The 22,364-nt window shown below is 39.9% G+C and carries 20 protein-coding genes; 6 read left to right on the top strand and 14 right to left on the bottom strand.

The features are described 5' to 3' along the window. The first annotated feature begins 602 nt into the window (after nt 1–602). Complete coding sequence (locus ACJJVX_RS12400) at nt 603–2,615, top strand: TonB-dependent receptor domain-containing protein (RefSeq protein WP_405631682.1); 2,013 nt, start codon at nt 603–605, stop codon at nt 2,613–2,615. Between the two features lie 310 nt (nt 2,616–2,925). Here the strand turns inward: ACJJVX_RS12400 and ACJJVX_RS12395 are convergent, their stop codons facing one another. Then, nucleotides 2,926–3,264: a Grx4 family monothiol glutaredoxin gene (locus ACJJVX_RS12395; protein WP_054205773.1), complete on the bottom strand. Its 339-nt coding sequence runs from the start codon at nt 3,262–3,264 to the stop codon at nt 2,926–2,928. Between the two features lie 275 nt (nt 3,265–3,539). Here ACJJVX_RS12395 and ACJJVX_RS12390 point away from each other — a divergent pair, with 275 nt between their 5' ends. From ACJJVX_RS12390 to ACJJVX_RS12375, 4 genes are all read left to right on the top strand, one after another. Further along, entirely contained in the window at nt 3,540–4,121 is a 582-nt protein-coding gene (locus tag ACJJVX_RS12390) for a superoxide dismutase (RefSeq protein ID WP_054455059.1), read from the top strand. A 177-nt stretch (nt 4,122–4,298) separates the two neighbouring features. Beyond that, on the top strand, nt 4,299–6,221 hold the full coding sequence (locus ACJJVX_RS12385) for a PrkA family serine protein kinase (RefSeq protein ID WP_054205771.1): 1,923 nt from the start codon (nt 4,299–4,301) through the stop codon (nt 6,219–6,221). Between the two features lie 30 nt (nt 6,222–6,251). Beyond that, complete coding sequence (locus ACJJVX_RS12380) at nt 6,252–7,535, top strand: YeaH/YhbH family protein (RefSeq protein ID WP_054205770.1); 1,284 nt, start codon at nt 6,252–6,254, stop codon at nt 7,533–7,535. A 21-nt stretch (nt 7,536–7,556) separates the two neighbouring features. After that, on the top strand, nt 7,557–9,071 hold the full coding sequence (locus tag ACJJVX_RS12375; protein ID WP_054205769.1) for a SpoVR family protein: 1,515 nt from the start codon (nt 7,557–7,559) through the stop codon (nt 9,069–9,071). A 62-nt stretch (nt 9,072–9,133) separates the two neighbouring features. On the opposite strand, the gene ACJJVX_RS12370 is transcribed toward ACJJVX_RS12375, so the two are convergent. Further along, entirely contained in the window at nt 9,134–10,105 is a 972-nt protein-coding gene (locus ACJJVX_RS12370; protein ID WP_054205768.1) for a diguanylate cyclase, read from the bottom strand. A gap of 4 nt (nt 10,106–10,109) precedes the next feature. Further along, a complete protein-coding gene (locus ACJJVX_RS12365; RefSeq protein WP_054205767.1) occupies nt 10,110–11,114 on the bottom strand; it encodes a response regulator in 1,005 nt (334 codons plus the stop codon). 208 nt (nt 11,115–11,322) lie between these two features. On the opposite strand from ACJJVX_RS12365, the gene tpx reads away from it, so the two are divergent. Then, a complete protein-coding gene (gene tpx / locus ACJJVX_RS12360; RefSeq protein ID WP_054205766.1) occupies nt 11,323–11,904 on the top strand; it encodes a thiol peroxidase in 582 nt (193 codons plus the stop codon). Nucleotides 11,905–11,965: 61 nt separating this feature from the next. Here tpx and adk read toward each other — a convergent pair whose 3' ends face one another. The 11 genes from adk to ACJJVX_RS12305 form a co-directional block, all read right to left on the bottom strand. Then, nucleotides 11,966–12,610: an adenylate kinase gene (adk, locus tag ACJJVX_RS12355; protein ID WP_054205765.1), complete on the bottom strand. Its 645-nt coding sequence runs from the start codon at nt 12,608–12,610 to the stop codon at nt 11,966–11,968. A gap of 180 nt (nt 12,611–12,790) precedes the next feature. Then, nucleotides 12,791–14,704 (bottom strand): molecular chaperone HtpG, encoded by a 1,914-nt coding sequence (gene htpG, locus ACJJVX_RS12350; protein WP_054205764.1) that lies wholly within the window; start codon nt 14,702–14,704, stop codon nt 12,791–12,793. Between the two features lie 143 nt (nt 14,705–14,847). Further along, on the bottom strand, nt 14,848–15,561 hold the full coding sequence (locus ACJJVX_RS12345; protein ID WP_054455056.1) for an RluA family pseudouridine synthase: 714 nt from the start codon (nt 15,559–15,561) through the stop codon (nt 14,848–14,850). Between the two features lie 128 nt (nt 15,562–15,689). Continuing rightward, nucleotides 15,690–16,298, bottom strand: a complete 609-nt coding sequence (gene recR, locus ACJJVX_RS12340) for a recombination mediator RecR (RefSeq protein WP_054205762.1) — start codon at nt 16,296–16,298, stop codon at nt 15,690–15,692. An 8-nt stretch (nt 16,299–16,306) separates the two neighbouring features. Next, nucleotides 16,307–16,633 (bottom strand): YbaB/EbfC family nucleoid-associated protein, encoded by a 327-nt coding sequence (locus tag ACJJVX_RS12335; RefSeq protein WP_004588122.1) that lies wholly within the window; start codon nt 16,631–16,633, stop codon nt 16,307–16,309. 58 nt (nt 16,634–16,691) lie between these two features. After that, complete coding sequence (gene dnaX, locus ACJJVX_RS12330; RefSeq protein ID WP_405631672.1) at nt 16,692–19,031, bottom strand: DNA polymerase III subunit gamma/tau; 2,340 nt, start codon at nt 19,029–19,031, stop codon at nt 16,692–16,694. Nucleotides 19,032–19,034: 3 nt separating this feature from the next. Next, nucleotides 19,035–19,574 (bottom strand): adenine phosphoribosyltransferase, encoded by a 540-nt coding sequence (gene apt, locus ACJJVX_RS12325; RefSeq protein ID WP_054205791.1) that lies wholly within the window; start codon nt 19,572–19,574, stop codon nt 19,035–19,037. A gap of 226 nt (nt 19,575–19,800) precedes the next feature. Continuing rightward, nucleotides 19,801–19,923, bottom strand: a complete 123-nt coding sequence (locus ACJJVX_RS12320) for a hypothetical protein (RefSeq protein ID WP_269432723.1) — start codon at nt 19,921–19,923, stop codon at nt 19,801–19,803. A gap of 71 nt (nt 19,924–19,994) precedes the next feature. Further along, entirely contained in the window at nt 19,995–20,744 is a 750-nt protein-coding gene (locus ACJJVX_RS12315; RefSeq protein WP_405631669.1) for a DUF2063 domain-containing protein, read from the bottom strand. A gap of 1 nt (nt 20,745) precedes the next feature. Next, nucleotides 20,746–21,570 carry a DUF692 domain-containing protein gene (locus ACJJVX_RS12310; RefSeq protein ID WP_405631712.1) on the bottom strand — a complete coding sequence of 275 codons (825 nt, stop codon included), beginning with the start codon at nt 21,568–21,570 and terminating at the stop codon, nt 20,746–20,748. A gap of 102 nt (nt 21,571–21,672) precedes the next feature. Further along, nucleotides 21,673–22,161 (bottom strand): hypothetical protein, encoded by a 489-nt coding sequence (locus ACJJVX_RS12305; protein ID WP_054455047.1) that lies wholly within the window; start codon nt 22,159–22,161, stop codon nt 21,673–21,675. Between the last annotated feature and the right edge of the window lie 203 nt (nt 22,162–22,364).

Below are 22,364 nucleotides of genomic sequence, written 5' to 3'. Positions count from 1 at the left end.
TGTGGATTGAAATTTGTTCAATCTAGGGGCGATTTAATCGCGGCGCGAGGTTTGGAATCGAGTGGGCTCGATAACTGCTCCTGCGTTATTCTACTGGCTCACATCCATGTGAGAATAAGTAAAAATCGAGCAAAGCTTCCGCGTCCTGCTCACGCCCCTTACCTACATCCGTGTAGGTAACAAAGAGTTAATCGCCCCTAGAAAGAACCCTTTGGGCAGCGCATGTTTGGCATTTATACTGCGTTATCGCCTATTTATGGGGAACAACCACACACCATAGGCGCTGCCTTGCCTAAATACCAAATAGACTGCTGCAAGATTAATCACGAAAGGTCAACACGCCCGAGCTAAACTATCGCCTTTCATCATATTGCCACAGACGTCGTAACTTAGACTCGCCAACCGCCACTGCGGTTAACTCGTTTTACTTCTATCTCACCTTAAAAATGTTTACAAGCAAAAGGCAATACGCGCCCCTTTTGTTTAATTATTAACTATTTAACTTATAAATAGGTGATTGCAACGCATTTTCATATGAAGCTGATATGTTATATAGTATCAACTTCAATCGCTTTTTATAAAAAATGTTAAGGATAATAAAATTGCTTTCCAAGTTACGCGTTGTTGCGACACTTTTTTTAAGTATAACATGTTGCTTTTCTTCATTAACTTATGCAGAAAAAAGAGAGCGGTATGATCCTTCTTTCTTTACGGTTTATTCGGTACAAACAGCCTTTGATATGGTTAATAGGCTCCCTGGTTTTAAAGTTGATCTAGGTAAAAGTGTTAGGGGTTTTTCAGGCGGCGCTGGGAACATTCTCATTGACGGCGCTAGATTATCTGCAAAATCCGGTGGCTTAAAAGAAGCATTACTACGGATCCCAGCGCAGCAAGTTGCCTATATTGAAATTAACCGTTCAGCATCTGGTGTGGGTGATGCGTCAGGTAAAGCAATGGTTGCAAATATTGTTAGAGTACCGCAATTACAAGCAGGACAATATAGCATTACATTATCAAAAGCAGGACAGGATGTACTCTTCCCCGAGGCGCAAATCAGTTATGTCACGCAATTAGGGCAGTGGCAGAGTAACTTTAAAGGGGATATAAAGTTTAAAGATATTCCTAGTCAATCAGAGTATGAGCTAACCTCACAGGCAGGTCGTCACGTAAATAATGCGACCGAAGTTAAAAAGGAAAGTTTAAATGAAATTTTTATCTCTGGTGACGCATCTAGACAACAGCAAGATGAACAACAACAGTTTACATTTAGGGTTGGTAAAAGTCAGTATCGACCTCAGTTACAGCGTACCACAACAACATTAAACAGTATCGAGGTACTGCATAATGACCGCGACAGTGTGTATCACACAGCTGAAGCTGGATTTAATTGGTCGCTCCCTGTTGCTAATTGGCGGCTTAAACACCTTGGAATTGTTAATTTCACACATTGGACTGTCGACAGGCAAACAGAAGCATTTATCGACACAATGCCCCGTTATGAAAATTATGACTTTCAACGTAATAAATGGGAATCTATTTATCGTGGCACAGCACAGAAAAAACACACAAAAAGCAGTCAAGAGCTAGGCGTTGAACTGACCTATAACTATGCCAACAACAACACACGCTACCTTAAAACACAAAATAATGTGCAGCAAGTTGTGCAATTACCTGCCGCCAATGTAGAAATAAAAGAGCAAAGGGCTGAAGTTTTTTATAATCATGCCTGGCAGTTAGACAGCACAACAGGCTTTAACGCAGGAATAGCCTTAGAGCATTCAAGTATTGAAGTAAAGGGAGATGCCAGTAATCAAGATGATTACCTGTTTATTAAACCAAGTTTAGCCTATTCACATCAACTTACACCTAAATGGCAGGGGCAAGTACAGTTTAACCGAGTGGTAAATCAACTGTCGTTTAAATTATTTGCTGCGCAAAGTAATGCTGAAGCAAATAGGCAGCAAGCGGGTAACCCCGCATTAAAACCAGATAGTTACTACCGCTTAAGTGTGGATTCTAACTACCAATTGAGTGACAAAAATGTAATTAAAATGACGCTATTCGGACAATGGCATCAAGACGGTTTAGAGTATCAAATTTTACCTTCAGGAGCCGAAGGGATTGCCAATGGAGGTAATGCCCGAGTTATGGGGATCAATCTCGATGTTTCTTTAGGTTTAGATTTTGTGCTCCCCAATGGCGTTATGGATATTGAGTTTACAACACAAAAAAGCTCCTATTCAGATCCGATAACATTAACGGATAGAGCGATTAATCAACAGCAGCGGCCAACATTAAAAGCGCAGATCCGCCAAGACATCATAGCGCATGACTTTTCTTGGGGGGTAAACTACATAGGGAAAAATACACGAAAAAACTATTATGTGTCTGAATACGTTGAACTAAAAGAACAAGAAGATTTTGATGCTTTTATAGAATATAAAGGGTTTGGCTCAAGTGTAATTACTTTTACAGTATCTCAGTTGAACCGTGCTCAATCAATGCAGTATAGGCACTTTTATAGCCCTAATCGTTCTGGGGTTTTGAGTCAGTCAGAACTGCGTGATAAGCGCCATGAACGGGTCGTAAGTTTGAATTATGCGACCACTTTTTAAAGCCTGAATTAATACTCAATGGTTTTAGATTAATTGTCGACACCGCTCGCTACTTCTGGCGCGTTGAGGCTATTGAACGAGTTGGCACAGTGATACCAATTGGCTTAAATATTTAACCATTCTAACGGGCTAAATAAAGCGATAACTGCGTTTATCTTTCGCTATAAATTCTCATTAACTTAACACGATTGGTATCAGAGAATCGTTATTTACATACGAACGCGCTTTTTCCAATTTTATAAATAAAAATGCCAGTCAGTATTAGCTGACTGGCATTTCATATAAAGTGGTTTTTCTATTTCAGCAATGCTTATTCAGCATCAGCTTCTTTATATTTTTCTGCTGTTTCAATAATCAGTGGTTTTAACTCACCACGTTGAAACATTTCAATAATGATGTCACATCCACCGATTAATTCGCCATCAACCCACAATTGTGGAAATGTTGGCCAATTAGCATATGCTGGTAATTCAGCACGAATATCAGGATTAAGTAAAATATCAACATAAGCAAACGGTTCACCGCATGACATTAATGCTTGAGATGCTTGTGAAGAAAAACCACAATTTGGTAATTTAGGCGATCCTTTCATATAAAGGATAATTGGATTTTCAGAAATTTGCTGTTTAATTTTATCTATGGTTTCCATCTACAACCTCAAAAATGACGATAGCTGAACATATCAAGGCTTGAAAATTTTTCATTAAGCCTCATATATGTATCTTAAAGTGGGCAAATAAAGCCGCAATCGAAATAGTCTTGCATTTGCATTGCTGTTTGGCATTGCTGTTTGCTAAAACTTGAGTAAAATACTCAACAATTATAGTAACACTATAATTCTGTTTGGTATAGATAAGTGGTCTGTTCGAGCAGGCATTACGTATTACCAAACGGACTATCAACCAAAAGAAGATGGAGATAAAAATGTCATTTGAACTACCGTCACTACCATATGCAATTGATGCACTTGAGCCACACATTTCAAAAGAAACGTTAGAGTTTCACCACGGCAAGCACCACAACACATACGTTGTTAAACTTAACGGTTTAGTTGGTGGTACTGAATTCGAAAATAAAACACTTGAAGAAGTAGTATGTTCTTCAGATGGTGGTGTATTTAACAATGCAGCACAAATCTGGAATCACACTTTTTACTGGAACAGCCTATCTCCAAATGGCGGTGGCGAAGCAACGGGCGCGGTTGCAGATGCTATCAATGCTAAATGGGGCTCTTTTGAAGCATTCCAAACAGCTTTTAATGACAAAGCTGTAAACAACTTTGGTTCAAGCTGGACATGGTTAGTAAAATTAGCTGATGGTTCTTTAGACCTTGTTAATACATCTAACGCAGCAACTCCACTAACTCAAGACGGTGTTACACCGCTTCTTACTGTGGATCTGTGGGAACATGCTTATTACATCGATTTCCGTAACGTTCGTCCAGATTACTTAAAAGCATTCTGGTCGCTTGTTAACTGGGAATTCGCGAACGCTAACTTCGCATAATTAGCAGCTCATTTTGAGCTAACCTAGTTTAAAAGACGCTTCGGCGTCTTTTTTGTTTTTTAACATAAATTTTTAATTTTATTGCACAAAAATCTAAATTCGTGACTAAGCTTTATATAACCTTTGCTTATTTTTAATCTTTAAGCACCTAGTTTAAGCAGGTTTTCGGAGGTCTTCATGAGTATTTTTGAGCATTACCAAGCACGATACGAAGCGGCACAGGAAGAAGAGTACAGTATCGCTGAGTTCTTAGAAATTTGTAAAACGGATAAATCGGCATATGCCAGCGCACCAGAGCGATTATTAACAGCGATTGGTGAGCCAAAAATGGTCGATACGTCAACTGATGCACGTCTAAGTCGGTTATTTTCAAACCGAGTTGTCGCACGCTACCCCGCATTTAATGATTTTTATGGTATGGAAGATGCCATAGAGCAAATCGTTTCATACCTAAAACATGCCGCACAAGGACTTGAAGAGTGTAAGCAAGTACTTTACTTACTAGGCCCTGTAGGCGGTGGTAAATCGTCCATTGCAGAAAAACTCAAGTACCTAATGCAACAGGTGCCAATTTACTCCATTAAAGGCTCTCCGGTTAACGATCACCCATTGGCACTGTTTGACCCTAACGAGGATGCTGATCTGCTCGCAAAAGAGTACGGTATAAAACCACGCTACTTAAAAACGATTATGTCACCATGGGCAACTAAACGCTTATCTGAATTTAATGGTGATATTAGCCAATTTAAAGTGGTAAAACGTTACCCATCAATTTTAAATCAAATTGCGATTGCCAAAACTGAACCTGGTGATGAAAACAATCAGGATATTTCAGCGTTAGTCGGTAAAGTTGATATTCGCCAGCTAGAACATTTTGCCCAAAATGATCCCGATGCTTATGCGTACTCAGGCTCACTCTGTCTTGCCAACCAAGGCTTGATGGAATTTGTTGAGATGTTTAAAGCGCCTATCAAAGTGCTACACCCTTTGCTGACTGCTACACAAGAGGGTAACTATAACGGCACAGAAGGGATTAGCGCCCTGCCCTTTAGCGGCATGATTTTAGCTCATTCAAACGAATCTGAATGGCAAACCTTTAAAAACAACAAAAATAATGAAGCATTTTTAGACCGTGTTTATATTGTAAAAGTGCCTTATTGTTTACGCGCTTCAGAAGAAGTAAAAATTTACGACAAATTGCTAGAGCATAGCGAACTATACAACGCACCTTGCGCACCGGGTACACTTGAAACGCTGGCTAAATTTACAACATTATCTCGATTAAAAGATCCTGAAAACTCCAGTATCTACTCAAAAATGCGCGTTTATGACGGAGAAAGCCTAAAAGACACCGATCCTAAAGCAAAATCATATCAAGAGTATCGTGATTACGCCGGTGTTGATGAAGGCATGACTGGGCTATCTACCCGCTTTGCATTTAAGATTCTATCGCGCGTCTTTAATTTTGATACCACGGAAGTAGCCGCCAATCCAGTGCACTTATTCTACGTGCTTGAACAGCAGATTGAACGTGAGCAATTTTCTGCTGACGTTGAAGAGCGCTACCTGAGTCACTTAAAAGGCTATTTAATTCCGCAGTATGTTGAGTTTATTGGTAAAGAATTGCAAACAGCTTATTTAGAGTCGTACTCAGAATACGGGCAAAATATTTTTGATCGCTATGTAACCTACGCTGATTTTTGGATTCAAGATCAAGAGTACCGCGACCCTGATACCGGCCAATTATTTAACCGTGAAGCCTTAAATGCTGAGCTTGAGAAAATTGAAAAACCAGCAGGCATTTCCAACCCTAAAGATTTCCGCAACGAAATAGTTAACTTTGTACTACGTGCTCGTGCTCACAATAACGGTAAAAATCCGTTGTGGACCAGCTATGAGAAACTACGCACTGTGATTGAGAAAAAAATGTTCTCAAATACCGAAGAGTTATTACCTGTTATTTCATTCAATGCAAAAACATCTGCAGAAGATCAGAAAAAACACGAAGACTTCGTCAATCGAATGGTGGAAAAAGGATACACCCAAAAGCAAGTTCGTTTGTTATCTGAATGGTATTTACGAGTGCGTAAATCGCAATAACACACAAAGGTGTATTTTTAGGGGGTCTTTATGGCGCATTTTATAGACCGTCGCCTGAACGGTAAAAATAAGAGCACGTTAAATCGTCAACGCTTTATTAGGCGATATAAAAAACAGATCAAAGAAGCTGTATCAGATGCTATCAATAAACGTAGTGTCACTGATACCAGTAGCGGAGAGAGTATTTCTATTCCGCAGCGGGATATTAGTGAGCCAACGTTTCATCAAGGTAAAGGAGGCGATAGAGAGCAAATTCACCCTGGTAACGATCAATTTTCTACGGGCGATAAAATTAAGCGCCCGCAAGGTGGTCAAGGTGGAGGTGCGGGCGAAGGTGAAGCAAGTGACTCAGGCGAAGGCGAAGATGACTTTGTATTCTCAATTTCTAAAGATGAGTATTTAGATTTACTATTTGAAGATTTAGAGCTACCAAACCTTCAACAAAATCAACTTGATAAACTAGTACAAATGAAAACACATCGCGCCGGGTTTTGCAGCGATGGTATGCCTAGTAATATCGACATCGTGCGTTCACTGCAAGGCTCACTTGCAAGGCGCGTTGCGATGAGTGCAGGTAAAAAACGTGAGCTAGCTCAGTTACAAGAGCAGCTTGCTGCGTTAATGGCTGATCCTGAACCAGATATAGCAGCCATAGCGTTAATGGAGCAAGAAATTGCCCAATTGCAAAAACGTATTGGCGCTGTGCCCTTTATTGATAACTATGATTTGCGTTTTCGTAATTATGAAAAACAACCTCACCCAACGAGTAAAGCCGTGATGTTTTGTATTATGGATGTGTCGGGCTCGATGGATCAGGCAACCAAAGATATGGCAAAACGCTTTTATATTTTGCTATATCAGTTTTTAACACGTAGCTATAAAGATATTGAAGTGGTGTATATTCGCCATCACACTCAAGCAAAAGAAGTCGATGAGCAAGAGTTTTTCTATTCGCAAGAGACCGGCGGAACAATCGTCTCCAGCGCATTGAAATTAATGCATGAGATCATACAAGAGCGCTATAACGCGGGTGAGTGGAATATTTATGCTGCGCAAGCCTCTGATGGCGATAATTGGGCAGATGACACCCCACAATGCGGTGAAATATTGCGTAATAAACTCTTAAATGATGTGCGTTATTACGCGTATATTGAGATCACGACGCGTGCCCATCAAAGCTTATGGCGTGAGTATGAAAAAATTTGTCAAAGCAATGATAATTTTGCCATACAACATATTCGAAGTGTTGAAGATATTTACCCTATTTTTAGAGAGCTATTTAAAAAAAGTCGTCAACACCAAGGTGCAGCTTAAGCTGTACAGCGAGGTATTTATATGACCGATAAACGTTTAAGTGATGGCCCAGATTGGACATTTGATTTATTACAGCAATACCAAGACGAAATAGCGCGCGTAGCAGAACATTATCGCCTTGATACTTACCCAAATCAAATTGAGGTGATCACGGCTGAACAAATGATGGATGCCTACTCCAGTGTCGGTATGCCGATTGGTTATAGTCATTGGTCTTACGGTAAAAAGTTTATTCAAACGGAACAAAACTACAAGCGTGGGCAAATGGGCTTAGCATACGAAATTGTTATTAATTCTGATCCCTGTATTGCCTACTTAATGGAAGAAAACACCCTGCCAATGCAAGCACTCGTAATGGCACATGCTTGCTACGGCCATAATTCCTTTTTTAAAGGTAATTACTTATTTAAAACATGGACCGATGCCAGCTCAATTATTGATTACTTACTGTTTGCAAAAAACTATATTGCACGCTGCGAAGAAAAGTATGGCATTGACGATGTTGAAAACCTGATTGACTCATGCCATGCGCTAATGAATTATGGTGTGGATCGCTACAAACGCCCGCAGCAAATCTCTTTATTTGAAGAGCAAAAGCGCCAGCAAGAACGTGAAGATTACCTGCAATCACAAGTAAATGAGCTTTGGCGTACTATTCCATCTCATCAGCAAGAGAAAAAGCCGCACGAACGTCACTTCCCGCGTGAACCACAAGAGAACATTTTGTACTTTATTGAAAAAAATGCCCCACTATTGGAGTCTTGGCAACGAGAAGTTATTAGAATAGTCCGTAAAATCTCTCAGTATTTTTACCCGCAAAAACAAACGCAAGTTATGAATGAAGGCTGGGCCACCTTTTGGCATTACACTATTTTGAACCATTTATACGATGAAGGTAAATTAACCGACTCGTTTATGCTGGAGTTTTTACAAAGCCACACCAATGTTGTTTATCAGCCACCATATAACAGCAATTACTATTCGGGGATCAACCCGTATGCATTAGGTTTTAATATGATGGTTGATATTCGTCGTATATGTGAAAACCCAACAGAGGAAGATAAACAGTGGTTTCCTGAATATGCTGGCAGTAACTGGCTAGATACGCTGCACTTTGCTATGGAAAACTTTAAAGATGAGAGCTTTATTAGCCAGTTTTTATCACCGAAACTGATCCGCGACTTTAAATTATTTACTATTATCGATCATGAAAAAGATCCTAATTTACACGTTGGCGCTATTCACGATGAAAGTGGTTATCACGCAGTACGCGAGGCACTCTCAGCGCAATATAATTTAAGTAATCACGAACCTAATATTCAAGTTTATGATGTGGATATTAGAGGGGATCGTTCTTTAACTCTACGTTATGTACCTCATCAAAATATTCCGCTTGCTAAATCCCATGACGAGGTATTAAAACACCTCTATAGGCTATGGGGCTTTAAAGTGAAACTTGAGCAGGAGTCTATGTCTGGGGAAGTAAGTACGGTGGCGCAATGCCCATCTGATGACTCTCGCCATACAACAGAATAATTGAACAATAAAAAATGACGCCATAGCGTCATTTTCTTAACCATTACTTTTACTCGCTTTTATTAGCTTTGTGGAATATCACTAAAAGCTGAAACAAGGTTTCTGCCATTTTCTTTTGAATGGTAAAGCGCTTTATCGGCGGCCTCTATCCACTTTTCGTGACGTTCAAAACTACTATCAAAACATGCAAAACCTACACTGACTGTCATCGTGACTTGCTGTCCATCAAAAAATATCGATGAGTTTTCAATAACACTTCTTAAGCGCTCTGCAAATATCTGTGCACCTTTTTTATCCGTATCAAGTAATGTTACTGCGAACTCCTCGCCACCATAACGCCCTGCTACGTCAGTTTCACGTAACGTTTTACGAAGTAAGTCGGCAATGTTACGCAGTGCTTCATCACCACAACGGTGTCCATGTTCATCATTTATCTTTTTAAAGTGGTCAATATCAAACATTAGCAACGTACTACAGCCACCACTTCGTTTTATTCGTAAAAACTCTTGGCGTAAAGTATTTTCCCAGTGACCGCGATTAGCAAGCTGGGTTAATGCATCAGTTTGACTTATTAGTTCAAGTTTGCGGTTAACGGCTTCTAACTCTTTTTTATTGACGGCTTCATCAGTAACATCATAAATAATAATGCAAATATGACCAACTTCGCCCATCGTATTAGAAAGCGGAATAAACGTGGCATTTTGATACATGTGATCAGCTTTGCCTGTTATTGGCCGATAATTTTTAAACTTAAAAATATAAGGCTGCTGTTCCCAAATGGTAAATGAGCGATTTTTCAAAATGAAAACTGATTCAGACTTACTACGAAACCACTTTTCATCTATTGATGGGAACAAATCAAATAGATCTTTGTCTTTCACTGCACTTGGTAGCAAACCTGAATGGTTTTCCATAAAACCATTCCAAATACACACTTTGTAGTCACGATCTAACACCACTAAACCAACATCAACGGTATTAAACATATCCATTAACCAATGGATTTCATTCATATTAAAATCTGCTGCAGGCATAATGTTAGTCTTCTAGTAGGTAAGCAACTTTGTATTTCAAAGTTTTCATTGAATCTTCGGTAAATAACAGCATTAAATCGCAGTTAATATTATGGTTTTCGATACCGTAGCTAATTTCTATAGCTAACGTACGCTGCCAACGAGACTTGTTAGCCTTTACTAGATCAGATACATCGCAATGCTGCCCTAGTACGACCGGGTGACCTTGGCTAAAGGTCATATCAAGTTGTCTGGATAAACCTGTTAAAATCGCTCCAATTAGTATGTTACTAATGTCCATGAGCAATTCTAATTCAACTTTATTGTTAAGCTCGCCTTCGTAGTTCATCAACGATGCTATTTCTTTAAAACTTGAGTCGTTGAGCAGTAGCAGCGCTTCTCCCGAAACCCCTCCACCAATAAAGCCTTGGCATACACCAGATGTAGATGAATTTGCGTCAATTGAACGCAGCGCCATGTCTAACTCGTTAACTTCAAGGATATTTACATTCGGAATCGGTAGCTCAACAAACACATTAAGCAGTCGTGCTAATAAATCCCCAGCTTGCCCCATTGCTACGTTTGTTAACTCTTGATAAATGTCTCTTACATCGGGGTCAACTTGCTCACCCAATTTATGAGAGAGCCTTTCACGCATGGCTTTATCTTTAATGCCATGATGCTCGATAATATCTGCAAGCTTTTGGGCATCACATGGCTTTTGAATAAAATCGATTGCACCAAGATCAATGACACGCTGATGGGCACTTGGTTGAATATCGCCAGAGACGACAACAGTAAGAACTTGAAACTGTAATTCCTCAATGGCTTGCAGTACTTCATAGCCATCCATTTGCGGCATATTAAGATCTAAAAATAATATCTCAGGACGAATTGCTTTTAATTGCTCGATACAATGAACGCCATCTTCAGCAAATTCTATTTTTATATCCCAATCATCGGGTAACGAACGCGCTAACTGACGGCGCGCAAGTTTTGAATCATCACAAATTAGTACCGATGTTGACATATTTTCTCTCTGATAGTGTTTATTTATAGCAACCACTTTTTAGTTACAATACATTTATTATTATTGATCATTGAATAAACATTTATTACTGTATTATGTTAATCAATGTAACACCTATTTACAATTTTAAATTTCACTAAAACCTTGGTGTGCACCAATGATTATAATACACTCTGGCTAATTGCGTTAATTCTAAAGGAAATACCTTATGCTTCGTTCTATCAGTTTTGCCTTGAGTGCTTTTTGCTCTGTTGCTTTCGCGACTGAAATTCCAGAAAACACGTTAGATGCGGGGAAAGTCACCGCACAATCAAAACCCATAACGTTGTTAGGCCAAGGAGTGAAATTAAATGAACAAGCGCCCGATTTTAAAGTAGTTGACGGTTCTTTCACACCGGTCACTTTAGCAAATTACCAAGGACAAGCTGTTTTAATTAGCGTGGTTCCAAGTCTGGATACAGGTGTATGTAGTATTCAAACAAAGCATTTTAACGAAAAAGTAGCTGCACAATTTCCCAATATTGCCATGCTGACTATCAGTGCTGATTTACCCTTTGCACAGGCGCGTTTTTGTAAGGCTGAAAACATCGATAAAGTAGTCACTTTATCTGACTCTGTTTGGCGTAACTTTGGCCAAAATTATGGCCTAGTGATCAAAGATATGGGGTTATTAACCCGCGCTGTTTTCGTGCTTGATGAAAATCATAAGGTTGTTTACAAACAATTAGTGGCTGATCTATCAACAGAGCCTAAGTATGAGCCTGTCCTTAGTGCTTTAAAGTCACTCTGATTTATTGTCGTATTAATAATAAAAAACCGCCAATTGGCGGTTTTTTTAGATTATTAGCTTATTAACCTAATAATTCAGCTAACTGTTGATTAACCGCTTCAACAGCTTGTGTTCCGTCTAAACGGTGGTACTGAGTGTTACCTGCTTTCGCTTCAGCTTGATAGTAATCAACCAATGGCATTGTTTGCTCATGGTAGATACCTAAACGTTTACGGACTGTTTCTTCAGTATCGTCAGCGCGGATGATAAGATCTTCACCGCTTACGTCATCTTTGCCTTCAACTTTTGGTGGGTTATACACAACATGGTATACACGACCAGAACCCGGGTGAACGCGACGTCCGCCCATACGATCAACAATGATCTCATCTGCGACGTCAAATTCAATAACGTGGTCAACGACAACGCCATTTTCTTTCATTGCATCAGCTTGTGGAATTGTGCGAGGGAAGCCGTCAAGTAGGAAACCTTTTTCACAATCCGCTTTAGTAATACGTTCTTTAACAAGACCAATGATGATGTCATCAGAAATTAGCTGACCTGCATCCATTACTTTTTTAGCTTCTAAACCCAGTGGTGTGCCTTCTTTAATTGCTGCACGTAACATATCACCAGTAGAAATTTGTGGAATACCGTACTTGTCCATCAAAAACTGAGCTTGAGTGCCTTTACCTGCACCCGGCGCGCCCAAAAGAATAATGCGCATATCATTGTCCTCGTTTGATACTGATTTTACTTATCTTGCATCAGTATGATTTATTATAAAGCCTGAATTCTTCCATAAGCGCCTGCGATACTCAAGCAACTTATACCAATTGACTACACACACACCATAAAAAAAGGGAACCGAGGTTCCCTTTTCATTAAAATGTTATTTTTTGAGCAATTACTTGCTTAGATCAAGCATTAGTTTGTTTAAACGTGTCACAAACCCAGCAGGGTCTTTTAACGTGCCACGCTCTGCAAGTAGAGCTTGATCAAGAAGTACATGTGACCACTGAGCAAATTTCTCTTCGTCTTGTTCAACATTTAAATGTTTAACAAGTTGGTGCTCTGGGTTTAGTTCAAAAATAGGCTTTGCTTCTGGTGCTGCTTGTCCTACAGACTCCATAAGCTTTTGCATTTGTGAGCTCATGTCATTATCATCTGCAACCACACAGGCTGGTGAATCAGTTAAACGATGTGTAAAGCGTACATCTTTTACTGTATCGCCTAAGGCTGTTTTGATTCGCTCAACAAGTCCTTCAACTTCTTTTTCAGATTCTTCTTGCGCTTTTTTGGTCTCTTCATCATCTAGGTTACCTAAATCTAGGTCACCACGTGTGATTGATTTAAATGGTTTATCAGCAAACTCTGTTAAGTGGCTCATCATCCATTCATCAACACGGTCGCTTAGCAATAATACTTCGATACCTTTCTTACGGAAGATCTCTAAATGCGGTGAACTTTTTGCTGTGGTAAATGAATCAGCCACAACATAGTAAATTGCATCTTGACCTTCATTCATACGCTCAATGTATTGCTCAAGTGACGCATTCTGTGTGCTTTCATCTGTATGCGTTGATGCAAAGCGTAATAGTTTAGCAATCGCTTCTTTATTAGCTGCGTCTTCCGCTGGGCCTTCTTTGATCACTTGACCAAATTCATTCCAAAATACTTGGTAATCATCGGCTTTGTTTTTAGCCATGCGCTCAAGCATTTTTAAAATACGTGATGTACAGCCCTTACGAATTGCTTGCGTTACTTTGTTATCTTGTAAAATTTCACGTGATACATTCAATGGTAAATCATTTGAATCAAGTAAACCTTTAACAAAGCGTAAGTAACTTGGCATAAACTGTTCTGCGTCATCCATTACAAATACGCGTTGTACATAAAGCTTTAAACCACTTTGGCGTTCACGGTTCCATAAATCAAATGGGGCCTTCTTAGGGATATAAAGCAGGCTTGTATATTCAGTTTTACCTTCTACTTTATTATGTCCCCAGCTAAGCGGCTCTTCCCAGTCATGGCTTACATGCTTATAAAATTCTTTGTACTCTTCATCAGAAAGCTCTGATTTATCGCGAGTCCAAAGTGCAGTCGCGCGGTTAATGCTTTCCCACTCACCTGGTACTGCTGGTGTTTTTTCGCCATCTTCACCTTCAGACTCAGGTACTTCTGCTTTGTACATTTGTACAGGTGTAGAAATATGATCTGAGTATTTAGTCACGATGCTACGCAGACGCCAGTCATCAGCAAACTCTGTTTCATCTTCACGAAGGTGTAAAATGATGTCTGTTCCGCGGCCTTCTTTTTCAATTTCTTGTAATGTGTATTCGCCTTCGCCTTGCGACTGCCATTCAACACCGGCTGCTTCACCAGCTTTGCGAGTGCGAACAGTAACTAAGTCTGCAACAATAAATGCTGAGTAAAAACCAACACCAAATTGGCCAATTAACTGTGAGTCTTTACCTTGATCACCTGTTAAGTTTTTAAAAAACTCAGCTGTGCCTGATTTAGCAATTGTGCCTAAAGAGCTGATCACTTCATCGCGTGTCATACCAATGCCGTTATCAGAAATAGTGACCGTATTGGCTTCTTTGTCTGCACTGATACGTACTCTAAGATCAGCATCACCTTGGTAAAGCTCACCGTTTGAAAGTGCTAAAAAGCGTAATTTATCTGCCGCATCTGAGGCATTTGACACAAGCTCACGTAAAAATATTTCTTTATTTGAATAAAGTGAGTGGATCATCAGGTTTAATAGTTGTTTAACTTCCGTTTGAAAGCCTAATGTTTCTTTTTGTGCTGCAGTCATTGTGTTTCTCCAATTAGCAAAGTCTCTGCGTTATGCACTTAATATGGGGCGCGGTTCGTTAACTTCAAGGGGAAATATAAAAAAGGCAAACGAAATAATTATTTAAACTGAGTAAATAGGCTATTAACATTTAAACTTAACGCTTAAAATAAACATGGCGAATGGCCGTGGATCTGCTCGCCACTTTTTGGATGCTGAAAAAATAAGTCACTGGCGTGTAAAAGCAACCGTGCTGCCATTGCTTCGCTCGTTTCATTTTTATATAGATCACAACCCAAAATAGGGTGACCCATCTCTTTACTGTGGATCCTAAGTTGATGAGTACGCCCTGTCATAGGCATATACTGCACTAAACTTCGCTTTGGTTGGTCAATACGCTTTAATACCTTGTAGTCACTTACTGCGGTTTTGCCTGTAATCTCACAAATTTTAACTAAAGGGAAAAGTAACGTGTCTTTCGCTATCGGTGCGATAACCTGCCCTTCATCTTTCACAACCCACCCTTGTAACATCGCTATATAGTGTTTTGTAATCGCTCGGTTCTGAAATTGCTTATTAAGCTGTTTTGATGATTCAGCATTGAGCCCCACGACCATAATACCAGATGTGCCATAATCTAATCGATGCGGTAATTTGGCTTCAGGGAAAGGCGGACTAACTCCTGCTTGCCCATTTACTAATCGATAATGTACCGAGTCCCAATTAAGTGGGTTTCTACCCGACAAGCTCAATAAACCACTGGGTTTGTTGATTAATAAAATATCTTCATCCTGATAGAGTATGTCTAAAAAGCCGGTGCATATTGGGGCGACAAAATCATCAACTATGCTGGGAGTTATTACGTGCTGTTCAGGCATTTATATTCCTGCTAATACCAATTTTATTAAAAACATATTTATGTGAGTTTTGCTAAAAGCCATTAAAAAGCCTGCATAACTAAGTTAATGCAGGCTTTTTCTTTCAAAGTGTTTAATTACGCTAACAGTTAATTTTCGGTAACTGCCCTGCGACCACTAAACGCATGCATTAATGTCATGCCATCGAGTAAGTCAAGCTCACCACCGACAGGTATACCATGAGCAATACGCGAAGCCTCTACTTTATAACGATGACAAAGCTGCGCAATATAATGCGCGGTGGTTTCACCTTCGACCGTTGGATTGGTGGCTAAAATCACTTCGTTAATACCGCCTTGCTGTAGCTTTTTCTCAAGGGTATCTAAGCCTATTTCGTTAGGACCAATACCATCAATAGGTGATAAATGCCCCATCAAAACAAAGTATAAACCTTGATACTGCCCTGTTTGTTCAATAGCCAAGACATCAGTAGGCGATTCAACAACACATAAAACACCACTGTCTTGGCGCTTTATGCTTAAACAAATATCACAGTGTGGCTGCTCTGCAAATGTACGACACGATTGACAATGACCAATTGCAGTCATCGCTTTTGTTAATGCATTACCCAGCTGGCTCCCACCTTTACGGTCGCGCTCAAGTAAATGAAATGCAATACGTTGCGCTGATTTTGGGCCAATGCCCGGTAAGCAGCGTAATGCTTCTATTAACTGACTTAAACTCTCTGAAAGTTGCATATTTTAACTTAAAACGGCATTTTCATGCCTGGTGGTAATTGCATACCGCCAGTAACTTTGCCCATACGCTCTTGTGTTTCATCAGCTACACGGCGTACTGCGTCATTACATGCTGCTGCAAGTAAGTCTTCAATCATGTCTTTATCATCTTCCATTAAACTTTCATCAAGCTCAACGCGGCGAACATTATGATTACCAAGCATCGTTACTTTAACAAGACCTGCACCTGCTTCACCTACAACTTCCATCGTTGCGATTTCGTCTTGGGCTTTTTGCATGCGCTCTTGCATTTGTTGCGCTTGCTTCATCATGTTACCCATTCCACCTTTAAACATAACTCTCTCTCTTTATATAATCTTTAATTGGCATGAAGATAAGGGCTATTGCAAAAAATTACAATGCCTGAATACTGTTTTCGTCGATTATTGCAGAAAATACCTGCTGTAATTGCACGATATTTTCATCGCTGTTGATCACATCAATCGCCTGCTGGTGACGCCCCGCATCTATTTTTTGCTGGATTAAGTAAGGGGAATCAATCACCCCGACTTCAAAGTTAATGCTTAATTCAACATTATGCTCATAAATACTGGCCAGTGCTGCCGTTAATTTTTGTCTCAGCATAGGTGTATCAAGGTGTTTTTGCGATGCGTCAACTTCTAAATGTAATTGTTGCTGCTGTTTTGAATAAATTGAGTGCAGTGCAAATTGGCGCATCCGCCCGCCAAGCCCCATTCGCTTAATTAAATAAGCCCATTCATCTTGTTGATGCGCAAAACGGATATCGCTGATCGGGCTTTGAAAATCATCGGGCACTTGAATGTTTATTTCTGGCTCAGGTGCAGCCACCACTTTTTGTGGATTAATTTGCTCTAGTAACTCTGGCGCTAAATTTTCAGTAATTGTTTGATGTTTTTCTTTAAAGTCAGGTTTTATAATTTTATTTGGTGCAATGTTTGCCGTGTAGCCGTTAGCCTCAGCTTGGCTAGTTGTCCCCGCTATTTGGGGTTGGGACTTTTTTACCGGTGTACTGCGCTCAACCGCCGGTATCGTCGTCGTTAACGGCTCTGCTGATACTTTGCCACCAGAAAGCGTGCCTGCGCCCGAAATATTTCTATCACGTAAAATACGTGCGATTGCAGACTGCGCTTGTGCTTCTTTTTGACTAATATCTGTGGTAGCGGAATAGTCAGAAAGTGAATTATTACTTGGTACAACCGCCGCGTTTCCAATTGGTTCAATGCTATGCTGATGGTCACTAATATTTTGTTTTTGAGCATGGTTAGTATCGCCATCAAAGCCTTGATCCACAGCGTTGCTCATCACATCATCATATTGTGATGCTAATTGTTGCTCAAGCTCAGTTTCTGGATCAGCTGCAGCTACATGAGCAGGTGCTATATCAACTGGCGCAGTTGGCTCTTGCTCCATCGCTACTGTGTTGTGGGGAACTGCGACCGGTTTTTTCTCTGATGCGGTGGCCGCTGATGTAGTAGCTGATGTTCCCGCTGGCAATCTAACTTGATCGACATTACGCTCTGATGGTGCTTGCTTGTTTTTATTTAGAATGTCTCTGAGCGAGCCTGCTCGAGAACGTTTTTCATCCGCTGATGGTCCAGCCGATGCTGTGTTGGCAACTATTTGGTTATCAATTGGTTGAAATGCTAATAAACGCAGCATAATCATCTCAAAGCCTAAACGCGGCTCTGGCGCCCATTGGAGATCTTTTTTACCATTGAGCAGTAATTGATAATAAATTTGAATTTGCTGTGAGTCACAACTCAACGCTACTTCGCTAATAAATTCACGATTATACTCATCTAATTTTGCAGCGTCTGGGACTAATTGCGTCAATTGCGCTAGATGCGTCAGACCAATTAAATCATCTAAAAGGGCTATATAATTTGGGTTTTGAGTGGCAATCTGCTCTATTTGCGCCATCAATGCAGCGCCATCTTGCGCCAATAATGCCACTAGCAAGTGCTGGCTATAATGGTTGTCCATCAACCCTAACATTGCTTGTACCGCTTGATGCTTAATATCACCATTGGTTTGGGCAATGGCTTGATCAGTTAAACTCAATGCATCACGCATACTGCCATCAGCAGCTTTAGCGATAATTTGCAGTGCTTGGGTTTCAAAACTTAACTGTTCTTCGCCTAATACATATTCAAGTTGCTGGAGTATTTCGGGTTGCGATAACGCATTAAGATTAAACTGCAAACAGCGAGATAAAATGGTAACCGGTAGTTTTTGTGGATCGGTAGTCGCCAATAAAAACTTAACGTGTTCAGGTGGCTCTTCCAAGGTTTTTAATAATGCATTAAAACTGTGCTTTGAGAGCATGTGTACTTCATCGATCAGGTACACTTTGTAACGGCCACGCGTTGGCGCATATTGTACATTATCGAGAATTTCTCGAGTATCTTCCACTTTGGTCCGAGATGCCGCATCTATTTCAAGTAAATCAATATAACGACCCGTTTCAATATCGACACAACTACTGCACTTTCCACAAGGCTCAGCCGAAATGCCTTCATCACAATTTAAGCTTTTTGCAAAAATACGTGCGATGGTGGTTTTACCCACCCCGCGTGTCCCAGTGAACAAATAAGCGTGATGCAGTCTATTTTGCGTCAAAGCATTTACCAATGCTTGTTTCACATGGGACTGACCGACCAATTCATGAAAGGTCTGTGGACGCCATTTTCTCGCTAGGACTTGATAACTCATTAATTACTCGCCTTCGAATTCAACCAATTTTAGGATTTTAATGCCCATTTTTGCAATGCGTTGCTCGCCACCTAGTTCAGGTAAAGAGACTACAAATGCCGCATCTGTGGCATGGCCACCAAGCTTGTGAACTAACTTAGCCGTTGCTTCAATCGTACCACCAGTCGCTAATAAGTCATCCACTAATAATACTTTGTCGCCAGGGACAATAGCATCCGTATGTAGCTCTAATACATCTTCACCATACTCTAGTTGATAATCTTGCGAGATCACTTCGCGCGGTAGTTTACCTGGTTTACGAACTGGAATGAAAGGGATACCTAGTGCATATGAAAGTGGCGCACCAAAAATAAAGCCACGTGATTCAGTACCAATGATCTTTGTGAAACCTTGATCTTTATAAGCAGTTATAAATGCATTAATCGTCGCTTGAAACGCGGCAGGGTCAGCCATCAACGTAGTTACATCACGGAACATAATGCCCGCTTTTGGGTAATCTGCAATGGTGGTAATGCTGTCTTTAATAATAGATGGAGTTGTCATAATTTTAGCTGTCATACATGTAATATTACAAAGCAGGTAATTATATACCCAAGCCACCCCAAGAAGCGAGTTTCAGTAGGAATAAAACGTGATTTATACAAACCGCAGGAGGCAATTTAGAATATCTGTTAATGTACGAGGCGTGTGGTATAACTAAAGTGTTGGTAAGGAGTTAAAAAGATAAGACTGCACAAAATACAGCCTTAGTATAATTTACTAGGGTAAATTAAGACACGGTTGTGATCCAACCTAATATTGCATTTAAACACCCAACTACTGCAAATATAGCTAAAAACGCAATAAAATACATAGCGTTAAATGGGTCTTTAAAATCTTTATCATCTGACATGGGGACTACCTTTATTAAGCGCGACAAATAAAGCGCATATGATAGTCGATGTAAAAAAATCAATAAAGCGTTTAACCTTGATTTTTTGTCACGATCACACCACGTTCAACCATCGCGGTTAATGTCTGGGTAGCCCCTTGCAATAATTGCTCTTCTGTAAATTGCGGTGCGTGCTGAGCGACTTGCTCAATAACCGTAGCTAAATAAATTCCTGATGTTGACTCTATTATAGATAAGAGTAATGCTGTCATTGCATTGGTAGCTATAAACTGCACTTCATCTTCAGCATCACGATATACAACAAAGTAATGCGGCTGTTGCGATGGTTCTGAAGGTTGAAATTCGCTAGTAATGTGTTGCACTGGGTATTGATAACTTAAATTTCGGGCACAGCTACTAAGGTAAAGCGGTGTGTTACTTAGCTGTGTGGTGATAATTCTTTCCATAATGTCTAGCTGTGTAATCGATACATCAAGTTCTATCCATTCATAATGCGCAAGTTCAAGCATAAAAGCGGGATCACTTTCTTGCATTTTATAGTCGCTACTTAAATAATGAATAAACTCTCCCGCAATATCCAAAAAATAAGGGGATTGGCAATCGTGCTCAGCAAAAAAACAGCGAACTAACTGTAACCAGTCATCATCACTGTAGAGTGTTTTCAGAACCGGGAAACCAGATGAAATAAAGCCATTTATATTATTAAAAAATAAGTCGCGATAGATAGCCATTCGGCGATCTTCAATACCGTTAGGCTTTGGGTGCAATTGTGGTTCACGAATATGCGCCATAAACGCGTGTTGCGTGTCAATAAAGTTCATATCAGGCACTTTCTTTACTCTGAGGTATAGCGTTCTTCGCTTGTAGACAATGAATTATATCCAGTTCTTTAACTAGATCGGGAATAGCAGGAATATTAAAGTCACGCTCTAATAAGGTAGGAAATACCCCGTGATATTTATAAGCGCTATCGAGTAGTTGCCATACAGGGTCTATTACATCTGCGCCGTGAGTATCAATAATTAAATCATCGGCTTCATTGTAATGTCCAGCAACATGGCCATAAGCAATACGCTCTGACGGTAAGTTTGCTAAGAAATGGTCGCCGTCATAGCCATGATTTATTGAATTTACATAAATGTTATTTACATCGAGTAATAACTTACAATCAGCTTGTTGTAATATTTCAGTGGTAAATGCAAGCTCGCTCATTTGTTGACCTGGAGCCGCATAATAGGACACATTTTCAATAGCAATTTGCTGCTCTAAAATATTCTGTACTTGCTTAATACGCGGTACAACATGTTTAATTGCTTCTTCAGTGAATGGGATGGGCATTAGATCATACATATGACCAGTACCAGAGCAATAACTAAGATGTTCACTAAAGCGCTTTATGTTATGTGTTTCAAAAAATACTTTTAACGATTTAATAAACGCAATATCTAACGGTTCAGGCGAGCCAATCGATAATGATAAACCATGACAGACAAAGTTATTTGTATCAGTAAGTGATTTAAATTGCTTGGCAAATCGCCCTCCGAGTTTTAGCCAATTTTCCGGAGCCACTTCCATAAAATCAATTTGCTTTGGTACCTGAATGAGTAATTCATCCAACATTTCTCGGCGTAAACCAAGCCCCACCATACCAAATTCATCTTTATTAGATATTCCCATAGATACTCCTTAATTTAAAAAGGCCCGCAAAGGCCTTTTTAATAGAATTAACTTAATGCTATCACAAAGTGATTAGTGGCTACCGCCACATTTACCTTCACCACATTTGCCTTCTTTTTTCGCTTTTGTGTCTTTTGCATCGCCACCACATTTACCTTCGCCGCATTTGCCTTCTTTTTTCGCTTTTGCGTCTTTAGCATCGCCGCCACATTTACCTTCGCCGCATTTGCCTTCTTTTTTCGCTTTTGCGTCTTTAGCGTCGCCGCCACATTTACCTTCGCCGCACTTACCTTCTTTTTTCGCTTTTGCGTCTTTAGCATCACCGCCACATTTACCTTCGCCGCACTTGCCTTCTTTTTTCGCTTTGTCATCTTTAGTTTTAGCATCGCCACCGCATTTACCTTCGCCACATTTACCCTCTGTAGCATCAACTTGGTAGCCAGTTACCATTTGCTGAAATTCAAATGGGTTTGCATGAACATCAGCAGAAATAAAACTTGTGCTGCCTACAACTACCGCGCCTAATGTTAACGCAATTGAATTCTTTTTAATTGTATTCATTTTATGACTCTCTCTAAAACATAAAGGTTATACTAAGTAGACCTTGCTAAAAAAATAATATTTCATTCAATCACAACTTTTTATTAATTTTTTACCAGAGCCCTACAAAATACGCACAACAGAAGATAACTATGAGAGTAAAATAAGGATTTATCAAGGTTATATTTATATCCAAGCCACCAGAGAGTTTAAGATCAAGGCGA

Origin of the sequence: Pseudoalteromonas sp. Ld20, assembly GCF_045064175.1 — a bacterium.
Classification (GTDB): Bacteria; Pseudomonadota; Gammaproteobacteria; order Enterobacterales; family Alteromonadaceae; genus Pseudoalteromonas; species Pseudoalteromonas neustonica.
The sequence above is the reverse complement of the archived record's forward strand: the minus strand, read 5'-3'. Positions and strand labels throughout refer to the sequence as shown.